Source organism: Moritella marina ATCC 15381, assembly GCF_008931805.1.
GTDB lineage: Bacteria > Pseudomonadota > Gammaproteobacteria > Enterobacterales > Moritellaceae > Moritella > Moritella marina.
This window is the reverse complement of record NZ_CP044399.1, coordinates 3,493,524-3,510,879: the sequence shown is the minus strand read 5'-3', so window position 1 is coordinate 3,510,879 and position 17,356 is coordinate 3,493,524. Positions and strand designations below refer to the sequence as shown.

12 protein-coding genes and 9 tRNA genes are annotated in these 17,356 nt (G+C 40.9%); 16 read left to right on the top strand and 5 right to left on the bottom strand.

Features of this window, described 5'->3' with window-relative positions; genetic code table 11:
• Positions 1–8: 8 nt before the first annotated feature.
• The 4 genes from mscM to rsgA form a co-directional block, all read right to left on the bottom strand.
• The gene (gene mscM, locus FR932_RS15775) at positions 9–3,341 is read right to left on the bottom strand and encodes a miniconductance mechanosensitive channel MscM (protein ID WP_019439633.1); all 3,333 of its coding nucleotides are present in this window, start codon (positions 3,339–3,341) and stop codon (positions 9–11) included.
• A 71-nt stretch (positions 3,342–3,412) separates the two neighbouring features.
• Complete coding sequence (locus FR932_RS15770; RefSeq protein ID WP_019439632.1) at positions 3,413–4,270, bottom strand: DMT family transporter; 858 nt, start codon at positions 4,268–4,270, stop codon at positions 3,413–3,415.
• 201 nt (positions 4,271–4,471) lie between these two features.
• Positions 4,472–5,332: an archaetidylserine decarboxylase gene (gene asd, locus FR932_RS15765; protein WP_019439631.1), complete on the bottom strand. Its 861-nt coding sequence runs from the start codon at positions 5,330–5,332 to the stop codon at positions 4,472–4,474.
• 182 nt (positions 5,333–5,514) lie between these two features.
• Entirely contained in the window at positions 5,515–6,555 is a 1,041-nt protein-coding gene (gene rsgA, locus FR932_RS15760; RefSeq protein ID WP_019439630.1) for a small ribosomal subunit biogenesis GTPase RsgA, read from the bottom strand.
• A gap of 143 nt (positions 6,556–6,698) precedes the next feature.
• Here rsgA and orn point away from each other — a divergent pair, with 143 nt between their 5' ends.
• From orn to FR932_RS15700, 12 genes are all read left to right on the top strand, one after another.
• Complete coding sequence (orn, locus tag FR932_RS15755; RefSeq protein WP_019439629.1) at positions 6,699–7,265, top strand: oligoribonuclease; 567 nt, start codon at positions 6,699–6,701, stop codon at positions 7,263–7,265.
• A gap of 139 nt (positions 7,266–7,404) precedes the next feature.
• Positions 7,405–7,480: transfer RNA gene (locus FR932_RS15750), tRNA-Gly, on the top strand.
• Between the two features lie 21 nt (positions 7,481–7,501).
• A tRNA-Gly gene (locus FR932_RS15745) sits at positions 7,502–7,577 on the top strand.
• A gap of 59 nt (positions 7,578–7,636) precedes the next feature.
• Positions 7,637–7,712 (top strand) — tRNA-Gly (locus tag FR932_RS15740).
• 59 nt (positions 7,713–7,771) lie between these two features.
• Positions 7,772–7,847 (top strand) — tRNA-Gly (locus FR932_RS15735).
• 59 nt (positions 7,848–7,906) lie between these two features.
• Positions 7,907–7,982: transfer RNA gene (locus FR932_RS15730), tRNA-Gly, on the top strand.
• A gap of 85 nt (positions 7,983–8,067) precedes the next feature.
• Positions 8,068–8,143 (top strand) — tRNA-Gly (locus FR932_RS15725).
• Between the two features lie 59 nt (positions 8,144–8,202).
• A tRNA-Gly gene (locus FR932_RS15720) sits at positions 8,203–8,278 on the top strand.
• A 71-nt stretch (positions 8,279–8,349) separates the two neighbouring features.
• Positions 8,350–8,425 (top strand) — tRNA-Gly (locus FR932_RS15715).
• 85 nt (positions 8,426–8,510) lie between these two features.
• Positions 8,511–8,586, top strand: a tRNA-Gly gene (locus tag FR932_RS15710).
• 226 nt (positions 8,587–8,812) lie between these two features.
• Positions 8,813–9,304: a DUF4442 domain-containing protein gene (locus tag FR932_RS15705; protein ID WP_019442387.1), complete on the top strand. Its 492-nt coding sequence runs from the start codon at positions 8,813–8,815 to the stop codon at positions 9,302–9,304.
• Positions 9,305–9,755: 451 nt separating this feature from the next.
• Positions 9,756–11,102 (top strand): cation:proton antiporter, encoded by a 1,347-nt coding sequence (locus FR932_RS15700; protein WP_019442386.1) that lies wholly within the window; start codon positions 9,756–9,758, stop codon positions 11,100–11,102.
• Between the two features lie 82 nt (positions 11,103–11,184).
• Here FR932_RS15700 and queG read toward each other — a convergent pair whose 3' ends face one another.
• Complete coding sequence (queG, locus tag FR932_RS15695) at positions 11,185–12,327, bottom strand: tRNA epoxyqueuosine(34) reductase QueG (protein ID WP_019442385.1); 1,143 nt, start codon at positions 12,325–12,327, stop codon at positions 11,185–11,187.
• Positions 12,328–12,534: 207 nt separating this feature from the next.
• Here queG and tsaE point away from each other — a divergent pair, with 207 nt between their 5' ends.
• Genes tsaE through miaA form a run of 4 tightly spaced genes read left to right on the top strand, consistent with a single transcriptional unit; the run spans position 12,535 to position 17,302 of the window.
• A complete protein-coding gene (tsaE, locus tag FR932_RS15690; RefSeq protein WP_019442384.1) occupies positions 12,535–13,011 on the top strand; it encodes a tRNA (adenosine(37)-N6)-threonylcarbamoyltransferase complex ATPase subunit type 1 TsaE in 477 nt (158 codons plus the stop codon).
• A gap of 1 nt (position 13,012) precedes the next feature.
• Positions 13,013–14,362, top strand: a complete 1,350-nt coding sequence (locus tag FR932_RS15685; protein ID WP_019442383.1) for an N-acetylmuramoyl-L-alanine amidase — start codon at positions 13,013–13,015, stop codon at positions 14,360–14,362.
• Positions 14,363–14,369: 7 nt separating this feature from the next.
• Entirely contained in the window at positions 14,370–16,370 is a 2,001-nt protein-coding gene (gene mutL / locus FR932_RS15680; RefSeq protein ID WP_019442382.1) for a DNA mismatch repair endonuclease MutL, read from the top strand.
• A complete protein-coding gene (miaA, locus tag FR932_RS15675; RefSeq protein WP_019442381.1) occupies positions 16,367–17,302 on the top strand; it encodes a tRNA (adenosine(37)-N6)-dimethylallyltransferase MiaA in 936 nt (311 codons plus the stop codon). The genes mutL and miaA overlap by 4 nt, the downstream gene beginning before the upstream one ends.
• Positions 17,303–17,356: the final 54 nt, after the last annotated feature.

The window sequence follows — 17,356 nt, the reverse complement described above, 5'->3', positions numbered from 1 at the left end:
CGTTTAAACTATCTTAAGCTGCCTTTTTTCATGCTCATGATATGGCTACTGTCGCTGACTTTAAAACCATCTTTGACGCGCAAGTCTAACTGTGGCAGCGCAATGCGAATGTTGTGTTCTTTAAAGACATGGGTGATGCGCGAATTCAATTCATGAGTCATGGTTAAACGATGCCCCATTTCGGATACATAACAACGCACTTCAAAGTTTAGGGCGTGCTGGCCAAACTCAATAAAGAATACTTCTGGGCTCGGATTATCTAGACTTAAGCTATTCTCTTCGGCACTTTCTAATAGTAATTGAGTGACCAGTTCAATATCAGAGTTGAACTCTACACCAATATTAATGATCACGCGGGTAATGGAATCAGAGAGTGACCAGTTAATAAATTGCTCGGTGATAAAGGCTTTATTCGGCACAATAATTTCTTTTCTATCCCAATCGACAATCGTTGTCGCACGGGTTTGAATTTTGCTGATACTACCGGTTAAATTTCGGATCGTCACGGTATCACCAATACGGATCGGTTTTTCAAATAAGATGATTAAACCGGAGACGAAGTTGGCAAAAATCTCTTGCAGACCAAAACCCAAGCCGACGGTTAAGGCGGCGACTAACCATTGTGTTTTCGCCCAATCAACCCCTAAAAAGTTAAAGCCTACCACAAAGCCAATTGAGATAGTCATGTACTTAGCCAACGTCGTGATCGCAAAACCTGTGCCCGGAGAGAGATCCAAATGCTGTAAAATTAACAGTTCCAGAGCACCAGATAAATTACGAATTAATACCAAGGTAAGTACAAAAATAATCAGTGCTAACAGACAACTTTTTAAAGTGATGGGATCAACATACTCAATGCCATTTGAGGTATTGGACGCATCCCATAATGTCACCGTGTCTAAAAAGATAAAGGCGCTTTGGATCTCAGACCAAAATAGGGCGTTTAACGCGACAAATAACAGTGTTAACAAGGTGCGTAATAACCCCAGTGATTGGGCACTGATTTGATCTAAATCGATCTCAGGTTCTTCAATATCAAAATGACTTTCTTGACTGGTATTTTGTCCGCCTTTTTCAACTTCTTTTACACGCTGGGCAATAATATCAATACGCTTTGCTTTCGCACGTTCAAACGCTAAACGGCGTTTTTGTAAATGCATGCCTCGACGAATTAAGTAATACGTTAATAAAAATAACAGCCCCATTAATAGCGAGGACTCCATTTGTTTAAGTAATACTTGTGCAGTATATAAGTAACCCATGATTGCCATTATTGCAGAGGCAATGGGCGCCATGATAAATACAGTCCAGATGGTGTGGTGGACAATATGTGGTTTCCCATTATTCTTTTGCTTGTAGGTCAGGGGTAATTTTTCACGGTATAAACGGTAATAAAATTGCACCAGTGCGCCACAAGTAATGACGAATGCAAGGCGACCGAGCGAACCATCATACGCTTGTTCAGGATATCGGTAGCAAAGTACTTGGATGATATAAGAAGGCCAAGAGATGAAGAACAGTACTTGGTAGTAGCCCCAAATCTTAGCAATTCGGACCTTATCTATTTTCAAATGGATCTGCAATAAACCTTTATGGCGAGTCAGGTTGCGCATGAATAAATAGATGACCAATAAAAACAGTGAATCTTGAACGGCGTGACCCATATTAACGGCAAAGGGGTACTGCCATGCCTTTATCAATAACTCGGTAATAATAAAGAGTGAGATAGGTAAAATGAGCGCATCTGCGACTGAAAAGGCAAGGTTACGTAATGTATAAGCGAACTTGTCCTGGGTTACCTTACCGACTTTTGGCGATGTATCGGCAATATGCTTAGTAAAAAACTTATTCAGTGGGGTGCGTAAATAGAATAAGCCTAAAATGAGTAATGTTGCTAAGCTCAGCGTTGTTAATGGTGAGGAAAGCAAAGCTTGGGGGATAGAAATACTGTTATCAATGGACGTAAGCCAAAGCATACTTGAAAAGAGTTCGGTAACACTTTGCATGCCGAGTAAGGGAATGCTTGGCACCCAAAATAAATGCTCATCAGCTTGCTGCTTAATTTGCACTAAGGTGCTATTCATTTTGCTGTAACTGACTTTTAATTTTGCTTGTTCGTAGATATGGTTATCTAAGCTAGAAATCAGTTTGCTCAGTAACAGTCGACGTAACTCAATAAAGCGTAACAAACTGGTTTCTTCTTCAGCTGTTAGTGGCTTTGTTGTTAACGGTAAACTGTCTAATTGCGTGAGCATTTTCTGATAGCGAAAACGTGCTAAGCGACTTTCTACGATCTCTTCTTCTAGTTTATCGAGTGGTGGTTCTGCCGGTAAGCTACTGACTTGCGCACGTAAGTTTTCTCCAAATGCAGAGCTGATTTTTAACCATTCAACTTGTTCGTTAAAGTTAATCAAGGTGTTGGTGAGCGCATCGACTTGTTGTGATACCTCTTGCTGCTTGATTTGAATGGTTTCATTTTTAGCTGAAACTCTTTCTAATTCGTTCGAGAGTTCTTGGTTTATTTCCAGCTGTAGTTGTAAAAACGGGGAGCTAATCAGTGATGAGTCATTGATTTGCTTACTACGTGCGATCGCGTCTTCGGTTTCTTTACGTAATATCGTGTTACGCAGTTCAGTTAATGTCGCTAAGTTATGGCTAATGTCTTTTTGTTTTAGTAGACCTAAGCGTCGATTGAGTTGTGCTAATTCACTGCGATTACTAGCACTGAGTTGTTCCAGTTCTAACATTTGGATCTGAGTCGAAAGTGACGATTGTTTGATTTGCAGGGCGATACGCAATGATTCCTGTTCATCGTTTAAATTCGTGCCGCTGTTACCGATTAACTTATCATGTTCTTTTTGGGTGCTGGTCAATTTAGTGCGTAAGCGTTCGATATCAGTCTGAAATGAGCTGATCCGGATACCTATCGTGGTGAGTTCGCTACTACGCGCTTGTTGTTGCTGTTTTAATTCTGTTTGAGTCGAATTTCGTCGACCAATTTCTTGTTCTATCTTATTTAATGGCCAGTCACTTGCATCGTCAAAAAGCGTTGGCTGGTAGTCTGATATGGCTGCTCTTAACGTTTGTGCTGTAGCAGGAAAGTCATCAATTATTTTTTGATAACGATTTGCCGTGTGACGAGCTTTGGTATCTTCGTTCAGATCTTTTAAGGCTTGTTCATAGTACTTGAGCTGTAATTTAATCGACGGCGTAAGCTCGAGATCTTGCAGCTGAGAAATGGTGTCATTAAGCTGCGCTTCACCATAACTAAGTTGTGCCTGAACAGGCGTAATAAATAATGAAAATAGAATAAGTAACACTACATAGTTTTTAGTCATCATAATATTTCATAAGTACCATTGCTAACGCGATTGATTTAAGGCTATGCGTAGTCAAATTACGTTATTCGGTACTATTTTTTTCCTGCATTCCATGTTTCAAAAAGGGCGGCTGATACCACGAGTACACCACCTATGATAGTTGTTGTATTGGGTATTTCACCTAAGAAAGGGATCGCGAGCAAGCTACCATAAAGTGGCTGTAAACAGGAGATAAGACCGACTGTTTTGGCTTTTAGGTGGCGTAATGCTGTCACTAGTAGTGTGTGTGGCATTGCGGTAAAACAAATTCCTAGCACAACTAATAACGTCCAATTGTCATTATTTATATCCGCTAATTCTACACCCAAAAATGGGGAAAGCATACATGCGGTTAATAATGTTTGATAAAACATTGTGTGGGGACCACTGTAGTGCGAGAGCTTACGTTTGTAGAGAATATTCCTTAAAGTAAACAGAAAGGCAGAGCTAATACCGCTGATGATCCCGAGTGTTACTTCATTCTCTAACGACAGTTCAGGTACTAACAAACTGATGCCGGCTAACACCACACATGCTGAAATAATATCCTGAAATTGAATTTTTTCTTTATTAAAGAGTGGTTCTAAAAACACCGTCATGACAGGGTAAGTATAGAAAGCGATTAGACCTATCGCAATGGTCGACAATTGCATACCGAGAAAGAAGGTTACCCAGTGTGCCCCTACTAATGTGGCGAGTAAGAGCGCCCAACCATAATCAGCGAAGGAATTTAATCGTAGGCGCTGTTTGGTTACTTTTAGCAATAAACACAGCACCGTCGCCGCAATCACGCAGCGAATGATGGTGATATCAAGCGCGCTTAATGAGATTAGTTTGGAAAATAAGGTGGTGCCGCCAAGTAATAGCGTTGCCGAGTGAAGTGCCCAAAGGCCTTGTTTACGTTGTTCCATTAATTGCTTACATCCTTGCAATTGGCTGCCAGATCAATTGGCATTATGAGTAATGGCTTTATTGTCGATATTGGTGTTTTAGTTATAGAGGTATTATTTATTGAGTATTATTGAGTGTTATTTGTCGAATGTTAACGTAGAGCAGGAATATAACCCGTTATAGCGTACTGTATAACGGGTTAATCGAGTCAACAGGCTCGTTTATTTAGCTTTGATACGAGCGAATGCTTCACCCATTATCGTTGGCGTTGTTGGTTGTAATTCATCAACAAATTCAATTGCGTCTTTAGCAAACACGGCAACGATAGTTGAACCCAGTTTAAAGCGACCCATTTCCGCACCTTTTTCAATCACGATTGGCGCTTGGTTTTCATACGTCCAGCGTACGATCTCTTTATTTTTTGATGGTGCGACAGTGCCGTGCCAAATTGTCTCAATTGAAGCCACGATTGTCGCGCCAACTAATACCATTGCAAACGGGCCAACTTCGGTATCAAAGATAGCGATAGCACGTTCGTTACGGGCAAATAGATTCGGTACATTTTGTGCCGTCAACGGGTTAACTGAAAACAGATCTCCCGGAGCAAAAATCATTTCTTTTAACGTACCCGTAATTGGCATGTGAATACGGTGATAATCACGTGGCGATAAATAGACTGTGGCAAAATCACCTTCTTCAAATTTGTTAGCAAGTTGACGATCGCCACCTAATAATTCACAAACACTGTAGTCATGACCTTTAGCTTGCACAATACGGCCTTGCGTAATTGGACCTGCTTGGCTGACTGCGCCGTCTACTGGTTGACATAACATGTTGTCGTCAGTATTAATTGGGCGTACGCCTTCTTTTAATTCACGTGTAAAGAAGTCGTTGAATGTTTGGAAGTGTCCAGGATCTGAATGCTTTGCTTCATCCATGTTCACATTGTAACGCTTGATAAACCACGTGATCACATTAGTGGTTACTTTGCCATGCGCGCCGGCAGCAAATAAACCAATAAGACGAGATAAACCGTGTTGAGGAAAGCAGTATTGGGCAATAACTTTAAGCTTGTCTAGCACCTGAGAGCCTCTTAAATAGTTGAATGACTATAATTAAATAGAATGAAATAAAATTAACGCTAGTGTAACAACTTTGGCTATTGTTGTCAGAATTAGCTGTTTATTGCTACCTTGCCTTTATATCGGCAAGGTAGCTGCGATATGATACGCGTATATTCTTTGTATCACGGTCGCGGAAGTGATTATTTACGCACTGGTACATGACGAGTTGGGCGATTATCTAGCATGGTTTCCAAGATGCGTAGGTAGTTATCAAAGCGTATTTTTTTGATCTTGCCTTGTTTTATCGCATCTTGCAGTGCACAACCTGGATCGTTTTTATGTTTACAATCGCGGAAACGACATTCACCTAAGAAATCTCGGAATTCAATAAATCCGTTAGCGATCTCTTCGGCTTTCATGTGCCATAGTGAAAATTCACGTACACCTGGTGAGTCAATTAAGTCACCACCTGATGGGAAGTGATATAAACGTGCCGTCGTTGTTGTGTGCGTCCCTAAACCTGACTTTTCTGATACATCACCTACTTCGACGTCGAGTTCAGGCATTAATGCATTCACCAGTGATGATTTACCAACGCCTGATTGACCAACAAAGATAGTGGTATTATCTTTTAATAGATGTTGTAACTCAGACAAGCCATTACCTTCGAGAGAGGATACTTGCCATACTTCATAACCGATATCACGATAAGTTTGTAATTGACGGTTAATGGTAAACAATTCATCTTGGCTTAATAAATCAATTTTGTTTAATAAGATCACGGGGCGAATTTTTACATCTTCGGCAGCGACGATATAACGGTCAATAATATTAGTCGAAAATTCAGGTACTACTGAAGATACGATCACTATTTGATCGATATTGGCAGCAATAGGTTTAATACCATCGTAGAAATCAGGACGTGTTAATACAGTCCTGCGTTCATGCACCGCTTCGATAATACCTGAAATGCCTTGTAGCTGTTCATTACCTAAGCGCCAAACTACACGGTCGCCAGTCACTAAACTTGCAATAGAACGACGTAGATTACAACGGTGGATCACACCATTCTCATCTTCTACATCAGCATGTTGACCAAAACGGCTAATGATCACACCTTCTTGTTTTTTACCGAGAAGTGCGTCATCCCATTCTTTAGTATCTTGCTTTTCTAGACGTTTAGTCTGGTTGCTACGTACACGACGTATTTGACCTTGGGTTAAATGTTTCTTTTTAGCCACGGGTAATTTAATTCCTGATTTGTAACAAGCGTATTTAACAGTGTGTATTATTACAGTACAGCTGCTGAACATCGCATTTCGAGGTCGATTGGGTATAATAACCTTAAACATACGATTACACGACAACTATTAGGATCCCCTCTATGCAACTTGCCGACAACGCTGCGCAGTTTAATGAAAATAATTTAGTTTGGATTGACCTAGAAATGACAGGTCTTGATCCAGAAAAATGTCTGATCATTGAAATTGCTACTATCGTCACTGATAGTGAATTGAATATTCTTGCAGAAGGACCTGTATTAGCTATCCATCAAAATAAAACCGAACTGGATAAGATGGATGAGTGGTGTACAACGCATCATACTGATTCAGGCTTGGTTAAACGTGTATTAGCGAGTGATGTCACTGAAGAGGAGGCTGTTGCGCGAACATTAGCATTCTTAGACAAATGGGTACCGGCTGGTAAATCACCTTTATGTGGTAACAGTATTGGTCAAGATCGCCGTTTCTTAGTGAAATACATGCCGGAATTAAATGATTATTTCCATTACCGTAATGTCGATGTGAGCACGATTAAAGAATTAGGTCGCCGTTGGTGCCCTGAGGTTGTATCTAGTTTCCATAAGCAAGGTTTGCATTTAGCACTGGATGATATTCGCGAATCAATTGGTGAATTACAGCATTACCGCCAACATATGTTTAAAATTTAAGCAGTCAAACGGCTGGTTGGATAATTTTACAACCTTATAGTCCAAACATTCAGCAATATAAGGCTTTTTTATAATAAAGCCTAGCTCTATGCTTGCAAAAACCAGTCGGTTCTATATAATTCGGCACCTAAGATGATATGCGGTACTAGCTCAGTTGGTAGAGCGCAACCTTGCCAAGGTTGAGGTCAAGAGTTCGAGCCTCTTGTACCGCTCCAATCTCATCTTAGAATACCAAAGCGGTACTAGCTCAGTTGGTAGAGCGCAACCTTGCCAAGGTTGAGGTCAAGAGTTCGAGCCTCTTGTACCGCTCCAATCTTCTTATCATACCAATGATAATGAGGATAAGTTGAAGAACTATAACCTACAGTGATGCGGTACTAGCTCAGTTGGTAGAGCGCAACCTTGCCAAGGTTGAGGTCAAGAGTTCGAGCCTCTTGTACCGCTCCAATCTTCTTATCATACCAATGATAATGAGGATAAGTTGAAGAACTATAACCTACAGTGATGCGGTACTAGCTCAGTTGGTAGAGCGCAACCTTGCCAAGGTTGAGGTCAAGAGTTCGAGCCTCTTGTACCGCTCCAATCTTCTTATCACACCAATGATAATGAGGATAAGTTGAAGAACTATAACCTACAGTGATGCGGTACTAGCTCAGTTGGTAGAGCGCAACCTTGCCAAGGTTGAGGTCAAGAGTTCGAGCCTCTTGTACCGCTCCAAATTCAGATTGATTTGAATGTTAATTCGTTCGGGTAAATCGAATAAGTTGTGAAACTCTGTTTTATGACAAAGAAGCACAGTGATGCGGTACTAGCTCAGTTGGTAGAGCGCAACCTTGCCAAGGTTGAGGTCAAGAGTTCGAGCCTCTTGTACCGCTCCAATCTTCTTATCACACCAATGATAATGAGGATAAGTTGAAGAACTATAACCTACAGTGATGCGGTACTAGCTCAGTTGGTAGAGCGCAACCTTGCCAAGGTTGAGGTCAAGAGTTCGAGCCTCTTGTACCGCTCCAAATTCAGGTTTATTTGAATGTTTATGCATTCGATTGAATCGAATAGTTGAGAAACTATAAATCAAAATGAAGCGGTACTAGCTCAGTTGGTAGAGCGCAACCTTGCCAAGGTTGAGGTCAAGAGTTCGAGCCTCTTGTACCGCTCCAAATTTACTATAAAAAGTCTTTTATCACACCAATGATAAACAGATAAAGTTGAGAAACCCTGTTTCAAAACGAGAATAAAAATTAAGCGGTACTAGCTCAGTTGGTAGAGCGCAACCTTGCCAAGGTTGAGGTCAAGAGTTCGAGCCTCTTGTACCGCTCCAATTTCCTTTCTTATAATACCTTTCTACTATTTATATCCATTTATTAATCCTATTATTTAAAATCAACAAATCTACCTATTTATTACCGTTAATTTCTCTCTCATGTCATTTAGACCAATTGCACTTATTTATTGAATGTTATAGTGCTTAATCACTTGTTGCTTACGACTATATTAATACAAGCTAAGTAATTGTTTTGGAATCTATTATAAACTCAAGGATTGATATGAAAGCCGCTAATAAACTCAGTAAAATCGTTAAGAAAGTAACGCTACTGCCGAAAGGTTGCCATGCACCTGCATTATCTTTGGTCTTTGGCAAAGTCATTAAATTTGCTGGTACATCAAAAGTACGTGTTGAAAAATTAGATTTTTCGGGTTCTAAACTGAGCTTGAAAAACCGTAAGCGCGTACAAAATCACATTGGTGGTGTACATGCAGCTGCAATGGCGCTACTCGGCGAATCTGCAACGGGTTTCTTGATTGGTATGCACGTACCTGACAACCGAATTCCATTATTAAAAAATATGAATATTGATTATGTTCGTCGCGCTGCAGGTGATTTAACCGCTGTCGCTACCTTGACGGATGAACAGATTAATCATATTCGTAATACCGAGAAGGGAGATATATCTGTGCCTGTCGTGATCACTGACAGTGAAGGTAATCAACCAATTAATGCTGAATTCATTTGGGCTTGGGTGCCGAAAAAACGTTAATACTGATTCTGCTATACCGAAACGATACTGAAACTATATCTAAATTATATGATGTAAGCCTTGTTTAATACCGCAAGGTGACCATCAGTTCATGGTTTTGGTAAAATATTATCTGCGCATTTATTTGCTATTATTTCTATTTCTATTTCCTATTACGCTTATTCCTGCTCTTATTTATTTAAATTTTCGCATACCAGTTTTTATCGTCGTATATTAAATAGTGATTGGCGATAAAATAGCTGCGTTTTAACTAAGTATTTTGTTATTACGTCGAGCTATATAATAGTAGGTATTTTTTAGGTTTGGCTTGGGTTAAATACTCTATTCATTGTTAGTTGCTAGCCATATTGCTGAAAGAACTTGATTTTTAACCTTAACAAGAACATTGTGTAGCTCGTAAAAATAATCTTCAGTTTAATCTAATCAAATTTACTTCAATCAGAGGTGTAGCATGTCGGTGTACAGTACCTTATGTTTTCTCGCAGCAATAGCCATTTTTATTGCGTTTATTAATAGCAAAATTGGCAAGATGCAAACCACTATTGCGATCACTGCGGGATCAATAATACTGTCTTTGGGTATTGTGGTTGCGGGTCAAAGCGGCTGGTTTCATTTAGAAGCAATCGCCGCAGAGCAATTAAATAATATCAACTTCGAAAGCTTTTTATTAAAAGGCATCTTAGGTTTCTTATTGTTTGCTGGCGGACTCGGTATTAAGCTTGGGCACATGAAAGATCAGAAGTGGGAGATCACTGTCTTAGCGCTAGTCGCTACTTTATTCTCAACAGCCTTTATTGGTGGCGTGTTATGGGGATTCTGTCAACTTATTGGTATTCCATTAGATTTCATTTATTGCTTATTATTCGGTGCACTTATTTCGCCTACGGATCCGATCGCGGTATTGGCGATTGTGAAAAATTTGGATGCACCACAGCGAATTTCAACGCAGATTGAGGGGGAGTCATTATTTAATGATGGTTTTGGTCTCGTGATTTTTATGACGCTGTTTACTGTTGCCTTTGGTACTGAAGTGCCAACGGTGAGTAGTGTGACTCAGTTGTTCTTACATGAGGCGATTGGCGGTATTCTTTATGGCTTTGCGCTTGGCTTAATATTCCATTACTTAATCAGCTCGACGAATGATCACTCGATGGAACTGTTGTTGACGATAGCTATTCCTACTGCGGGTTATGTGTTTGCTGACATTATTCATGTGTCAGGCCCATTAGCGATGGTGGTTGCCGGTATCATGATTGGTAACTGGACGCGTCAAAAAGGTTTCTCTCCAGAAAGTGAGTACCACCTAGATCATTTCTGGGAATTAGTGGATGAATTCCTTAATGGTATTTTATTCTTATTGATTGGTATGGCGATGTTGCTGTTTAGCTTTCATAAAGAAGATTGGATCTTGATGGTATTTGCGATCCCACTTGTATTAGTGGCGCGTTATTTAAGTGTGAAATTCTCTTATTTATTCTTTAACCGTTTTCGCAGTTATAACCCACTATCAGTGACGATCCTGACTTGGGGTGGATTACGTGGTGGTTTAGCACTCGCGATGGCCCTGGCCATTCCGGCAGGTGTATACGTTATTCCAGATAAAAATATCGATGTGCGAGAAATTATTTTGGTGATGACATATTCGGTTGTGGTGTTCTCTATTTTGGTACAAGGCTCGACGATCACTGGCTTGATCCATAAAGCCAAAGCGTGGGAAGCAGAGCAACTTGTCAAGAAATCTGAGGCTGAAAGCGTCGCAACGCAAAGTAATGAGGCTGTTGATAAAACGGATAAATAGCAGATAAAAAAGCGCGTGTAGGTCTATCTTATACGCGCTTTTTTATGACTAATCTACTTTACGATTATAAGTTATTAATCGCTTAAGCATCACGTGGTAGTGCTTTTTCTACCATTCTAATTAGCTTGTCTTTGGTCTTATCGATCTGTAATACTGGAATGATATTCTCTGCTTTAGCGCGCTGTTGTTGCAGTGCCCAAGTGATATGTTCTTGTACCATCTCTGTTGTTTCTGCGAACTTAGCTGTTAACGCCTCAATTATTTCTGCTGAATAAGCGGCATTACCCAGTGCGACTGAAATATTGCGTAACCAGCGTTCATGACCAATACGGCGGATCGGTGAACCTTCCGTTTGTTTGAGGAAGTAAGTTTCATCCCATGCATACAGCGCCAATAAGTCGGGTGAATGCAGGTTTGATCTCGGGTGGAAATCCTGCTCGCCTGTAATGGCGGCAAAACGATTCCATGGGCAGATTAATTGGCAATCATCACAACCGTAGATACGATTACCGATTAAACTTCTATATTGCTCTGGTATCGCACCAAACAACTCGATTGTGAGGTAAGAAATACAGCGATTAGCATCGACACTATAAGGCGCGACAATGGCTTGTGTTGGACAAATCTGCAAACACGCTGTACATTTACCACATTGATTTTCAATAGGTTTATCAACAGGTAGTGGTAGGTTTATTAATATTTCGCCAAGGAAAAACCATGAACCGGCTTCCTTGTTTAAAATTAATGAATGTTTACCCGTCCAACCTAATCCTGCTTTTTCTGCGAGTGGTCGTTCAAGTAAAGGACCGGTATCAACAAAAGGTCGAGCATCAAGGCTTTCGCAGTGTTCACTGATTTTATCACCGAGTTTTTTTAAGCGTTTACGTACAATTTTGTGGTAATCGCGACCAAGTGCATAACGGCTAATATAGCCTTTATCTTTTTGCTTTAAAGTCGTTGCCATTAATGCATCGGGTGGCAGGTAATCCATACGCACAGAAATAACACGAATTGTGCCAGGATAGAGCTCCTCTGGATGCGTTCGCATGGTACCGTAGCGTGACATATAATCCATGTCGGCATGATAGCCATTATCTAACCAGGTTTGAAAGTGTGGTTCGTAAGTTGATAAATCAGTGTCTGCGATCCCGACTTGTTGGAAACCAAGTTCTGCCCCCCAGGCTTTAATTTGTTGCGTAAGTTGTTGATAGTCTATCGGAGGCATGGTTTATTATCTGTCTATTAGTAAATTGAGGTAAAGTTTATCATATTGTGGTTTTCTTTGGGCTCGACAATTTGTAGAATCGACATACCTGGCCAATTTTATCTGTTGATGTCTGTCGTCGAAGATACTCTATGGCTTGGGAATGAGCTTGTGCTGAACACAACTCAAAATAGCGTTTTATTTTAATGTTTAAGGTAGTTAAATTAGATGACAAATACAGTAAAAGTTTTCCTAGCAGATGAATCTGAAACCGTTGCCTTTGGTGCAAGCCTTGCGAGTGTATGCGATAGTGCGACGACCATTTTCTTACATGGTGATTTAGGTGCAGGTAAAACGACATTAACCCGTGGTTTTGTACAATCACTCGGTCATCAAGGGAATGTGAAAAGCCCGACTTATACATTAGTTGAACCTTATGAATTAGCGGATTGGAATGTTTATCATTTTGACTTGTATCGTTTAGCCGATCCGGAAGAATTAGAATTTATGGGTATTCGTGACTACTTTGCTGATGATTGTTTGTGCTTAATCGAGTGGCCACAACGTGGAGAAGGTTTTTTACCTGCTGAAGATGTGCAAATTACCCTTACTTATGTCGGAGAACAGCGTGAAGTTGTAGTCAAAGGCGTGAGTGCATTAGGTATGACCCTGGTTAATAAACTTGCCAATATAAATGTAGGATAAGATGTTAAAACGGATTTTATTATTGAGCATAGTATACCTGTGCTTTATGCCATTAAGTTATGCTGCCAACTCGGTTACGGGAATTCGGATTGTTGAGCATGCCGATAAAACACGCATTGTTTTTGACTTGGCAAAAAAACCGTTATTTAATCTTTACGATCGCCATAAGAAAACACAAATTGTGGTGGATTTTGCTGGCACGCGTAACCTGGTTAGTGTCAGTCGATTAGCCAAATTAAGCAGTAATATTACCCGTGTTGAGCAGGCTAAATCTGCTAAGTCGAGTGATTTACGGATTATTTTTCACTTGGCTAAACCGATTCATTATCGCTTTTTTGAATTAGCGGGCAGTAAAACGACTAAAAATAGGCTCGTGATTGATTTACCGGTTAAACCGACTAAATCAGTTAAACCTGTTGTGAAGCAAAGCAACCCTATTATCGTCAAAAAACCAGCCAAAAAAGCGGTGGTTAAACACCCTCGAAGAGATGTGGTGATTGCGATTGATGCGGGACACGGTGGTAAAGATCCAGGTTCTATCGGCTTTAAAAAGTTTGTTGAGAAAGATATTAACTTAGCGATTGCTAAAAAGACCGTGGCTATTTTGAATAAGAAAAAAGGCATCAAAGCGGTATTGATCCGTAAAGATGACCGTTATATTTCACTTAATGAACGATCTGCTATTGCGCGTAAGTACAAAGCCGAATTGTTAGTTTCTGTGCATGCCGACGGTTTTACTTCGTCACAACCATCGGGCGCCTCAACGCTGATCTTATCGCAAGGCCGTGCTAAGTATGAATTTAAGAAAAAGATGCGCGATGACAATGTGGATGGCTTACTTGGTGGCGTAGGTGAGGCGATTAAAAATAGTGATGCAGATGATGATTTGCAATACATGTTTCTGGATCTTGGTCAGCAATATTCACAAGGTGCCGGTTATAACGTGGCATCATTGATCCATCATGAATTAGCGAAAGTCACGGGGATGCATAAATCGAAACCCTATGAGCAAAGTTTAGCGGTATTAAAGTCTCTTGATATCCCTTCTTTATTGGTTGAAGCAGGTTTTGTGACGAACTATCGAGAAGGTAAAAAGCTGACGACAAGCAGCCATCAATATAAAATTGCTAACGCGATTGCACAAGGTTCTTATCAGCATTTTCGTCATTCACCGCCGAAAGATACCTATTTAGCCTATATGAGAAATAGCACCCATATTGTGACTAAAGGCGAATCACTTTCTGTTATTGCTAGCAGTTATGGCACGACAGTGTCGCGTATTAAACAGTTAAATCGGCTAACTAAAGATACCGTTAGAATTGGCCAGAAATTGAAAATACCAACGAGTTAGGTGTGCCATGACAATTCAAATTTTACCACCTCGATTAGCGAACCAAATTGCGGCTGGAGAGGTGGTAGAACGCCCTTCATCAGTCGTAAAAGAACTCATTGAAAACAGTATTGATGCGGGTGCAACACGTATCGACATTGATATTGATAAGGGCGGCGCTAAGCTGATCCGTATCCGTGATAATGGTTCTGGCGTAGAGAAAGATCAGCTTGGTCTGGCATTAAGCCGTCATGCAACCAGTAAGCTTGCCACTTTAGATGATTTGGAGGCCATTGATAGTCTTGGTTTTCGTGGTGAAGCGTTAGCCAGTATCAGTTCGGTATCACGACTGACCTTTACTTCGCGTACTAAAGCGCAAAGCGAAGCATGGCAAGCCTATGCGGAAGGCCGTGATATGCAGGTACAAATCAAACCTGCTGCACATCCGATTGGTACAACCGTTGAAGTGATTGATTTATTCTTTAATACGCCCGCCCGTCGTAAGTTTTTACGTACCGATAAAACTGAATTTAATCATATTGATGAATTAGTTAAGCGTATTGCTTTAAGCCGTTTTGACTTGCAGATCACCCTCAAACATAACGGTAAAGTGATCCGCAGTTATCGCCCCGCGAGTACGCTTGAGCAACAAGAGCGCCGTGTTGCTAGTATTACCAGTAATAACTTCATGGCCAATTGTATGGCGTTGAATTGTGAACACGATGATATTAAATTATGGGGCTGGGTTGGCTTGCCGCATGATAACGCACCAATGGATGTGCAATATAGCTACGTCAATGGCCGTATGATGCGTGATAAGCTGATTAATCATGCCTTACGTCAAGCTTATGAAGAAGCAACGGGTATCGCTGCGCCACCGGCTTATGTGCTATTTATTGAAGTGTCGGTTCGTGAAGTCGATGTGAATGTGCACCCGGCTAAACATGAAGTGCGTTTTCATCAAGCGCGTCTGGTACATGACTTTATTTTTCAAGGTGTGTTTAAGGCTATTTCTGAAGGTATTAGCCCTTCTATGCCGGCTGCCGAATTGCCTGCTCAAGAGGCCATTAGCTACCCTGGACAAGCCGAACAATCTACAGATAACCGTATCAGTGCTCATGCCGTCGAAGATTCAGCTCATATCGGTCTGGCGGGTAACGCTGTCGCTAGCCCCCCAATGCAAAAACAACATAGTTACGGTGTTAGCACTGTTACCGGTAGTAGCCATGCCAAGTCATCGGGTTACACACCGCAGCGCTATATCCCCGATGCACCTTCAGCTGGTGCCATTAAGCAATACAACCATTTGTTACAACCGACGAAGGCTGAAGTGGCTGAATTACAGCAAGCGTCTCGACATAATTCGGTCTCAAATAATGCTGCAGAAAGCCCGTATCAAGGACGTCAAACACCTGCTAGCAAACCCGCATTTGCAGAATCTATTGCTGGGGTGAAATTACTCAGTTTACTTCGCGATAATTACTTATTAGTGCAAGATGATGGTGCCTTGTTGCTCGCTGATGTGCGAGCTATGTGGCAAGTAAACTGTAAAGTACAGCTGTTAGCGACGTGGGAACAAGGGGTTATATCGCAGCCACTGTTATTGCCTATATCGATTAAATTAGACAAAAACTTTGTTGAAACAGCAAAAAATCAGCGAAATTTGCTTAATCGTCTCGGTTTGGAGTTGAATTATAGTAATTCCGCCACCATTATCGTTAGAAAGGTGCCAGCGCAATTACGCCAAGCGAATTTAGCTGCTGTGTTACCAGAGTTATTGCAACAGATAGTCCATCTATCCGAACAGGCTACCGCCTCAGATGTTGCGCCCTTGTGCCATTGGCTGGCAATACAAGGTAGTCACGGATTGACCAAATTTACTTGGGAACAAGCGACTCAAATATATAGCCAATTTATCGAGCAAGATAGCTGTGTACAACAGCAATATCGTTCTAAACTATTTGAGCAACTTGACTATATGTCTGTAATAGAGAAATTTAATGTCTGTGATAAAGAGGTTTCACTGTGACTCAACAGCAAACTAAACCATTACCAAAAGCTATTTTTTTAATGGGGCCAACGGCGTCAGGTAAAACAGATCTTGCTATTGAGTTAACAAAAGCATTGCCATGTGAAATTATTAGCGTCGATTCGGCATTAATTTATAAAAACATGGATATCGGTAGTGCGAAACCGACTGCGGCAGAGTTAGCGCAAGCACCGCACCGTTTAATTGATATTATTGATCCAGCAATGAGTTATTCTGCGGCTGATTTTCGTGAAGATGCATTAAAACATATGCAAGCGATCACAGATGCAGGAAAAATACCGCTACTTGTTGGTGGCACTATGCTTTATTTTAAAGTACTGCTTGAAGGTTTATCGCCAGTACCTACCTCTGTACCTGAGGTGAGACAGGCTATTGAAGCAGAAGCAAAACTACGTGGTTGGGAATCATTACATCAAGAATTAGCCTTGTATGATCCTGAATCGGCGGCAAGATTACACCACAATGATGCACAACGGGTTTGTCGTGCCATTGAAGTATATCGTTTAACGGGTAAGTCACTCACCGAGCTTACGCAGCAAAAAGGTGAACCGTTACCCTATGATGTGACGCAGTTTGCGATTGCACCAACCGATAAAGTAGTGTTACATGAACGTATTGAGCGCCGTTTTAAGTTGATGGTAGACGCTGGATTTGAAGCTGAGGTACAAGCTTTGTACCAACGTGATGATTTACACCTTGATTTACCGTCAATGCGTTGTGTCGGTTATCGCCAAATGTGGGAATACCTCGATGGCAAAATGGATCATGATGAAATGGTGTTCCGTGGCGTCGTGGCGACAAGACAGTTAGCAAAGCGTCAAATGACGTGGTTAAAAAGTTGGAACGATCTAACGTGGTTAGACTCCAAAGCAGATGACAATTTAGAAAAAGTTTTATTATCAGTTGGCTAGAGTCTATTTTAAAGTTGTATACTGATAATTATTGGTTATGTTTTTCATTATAAT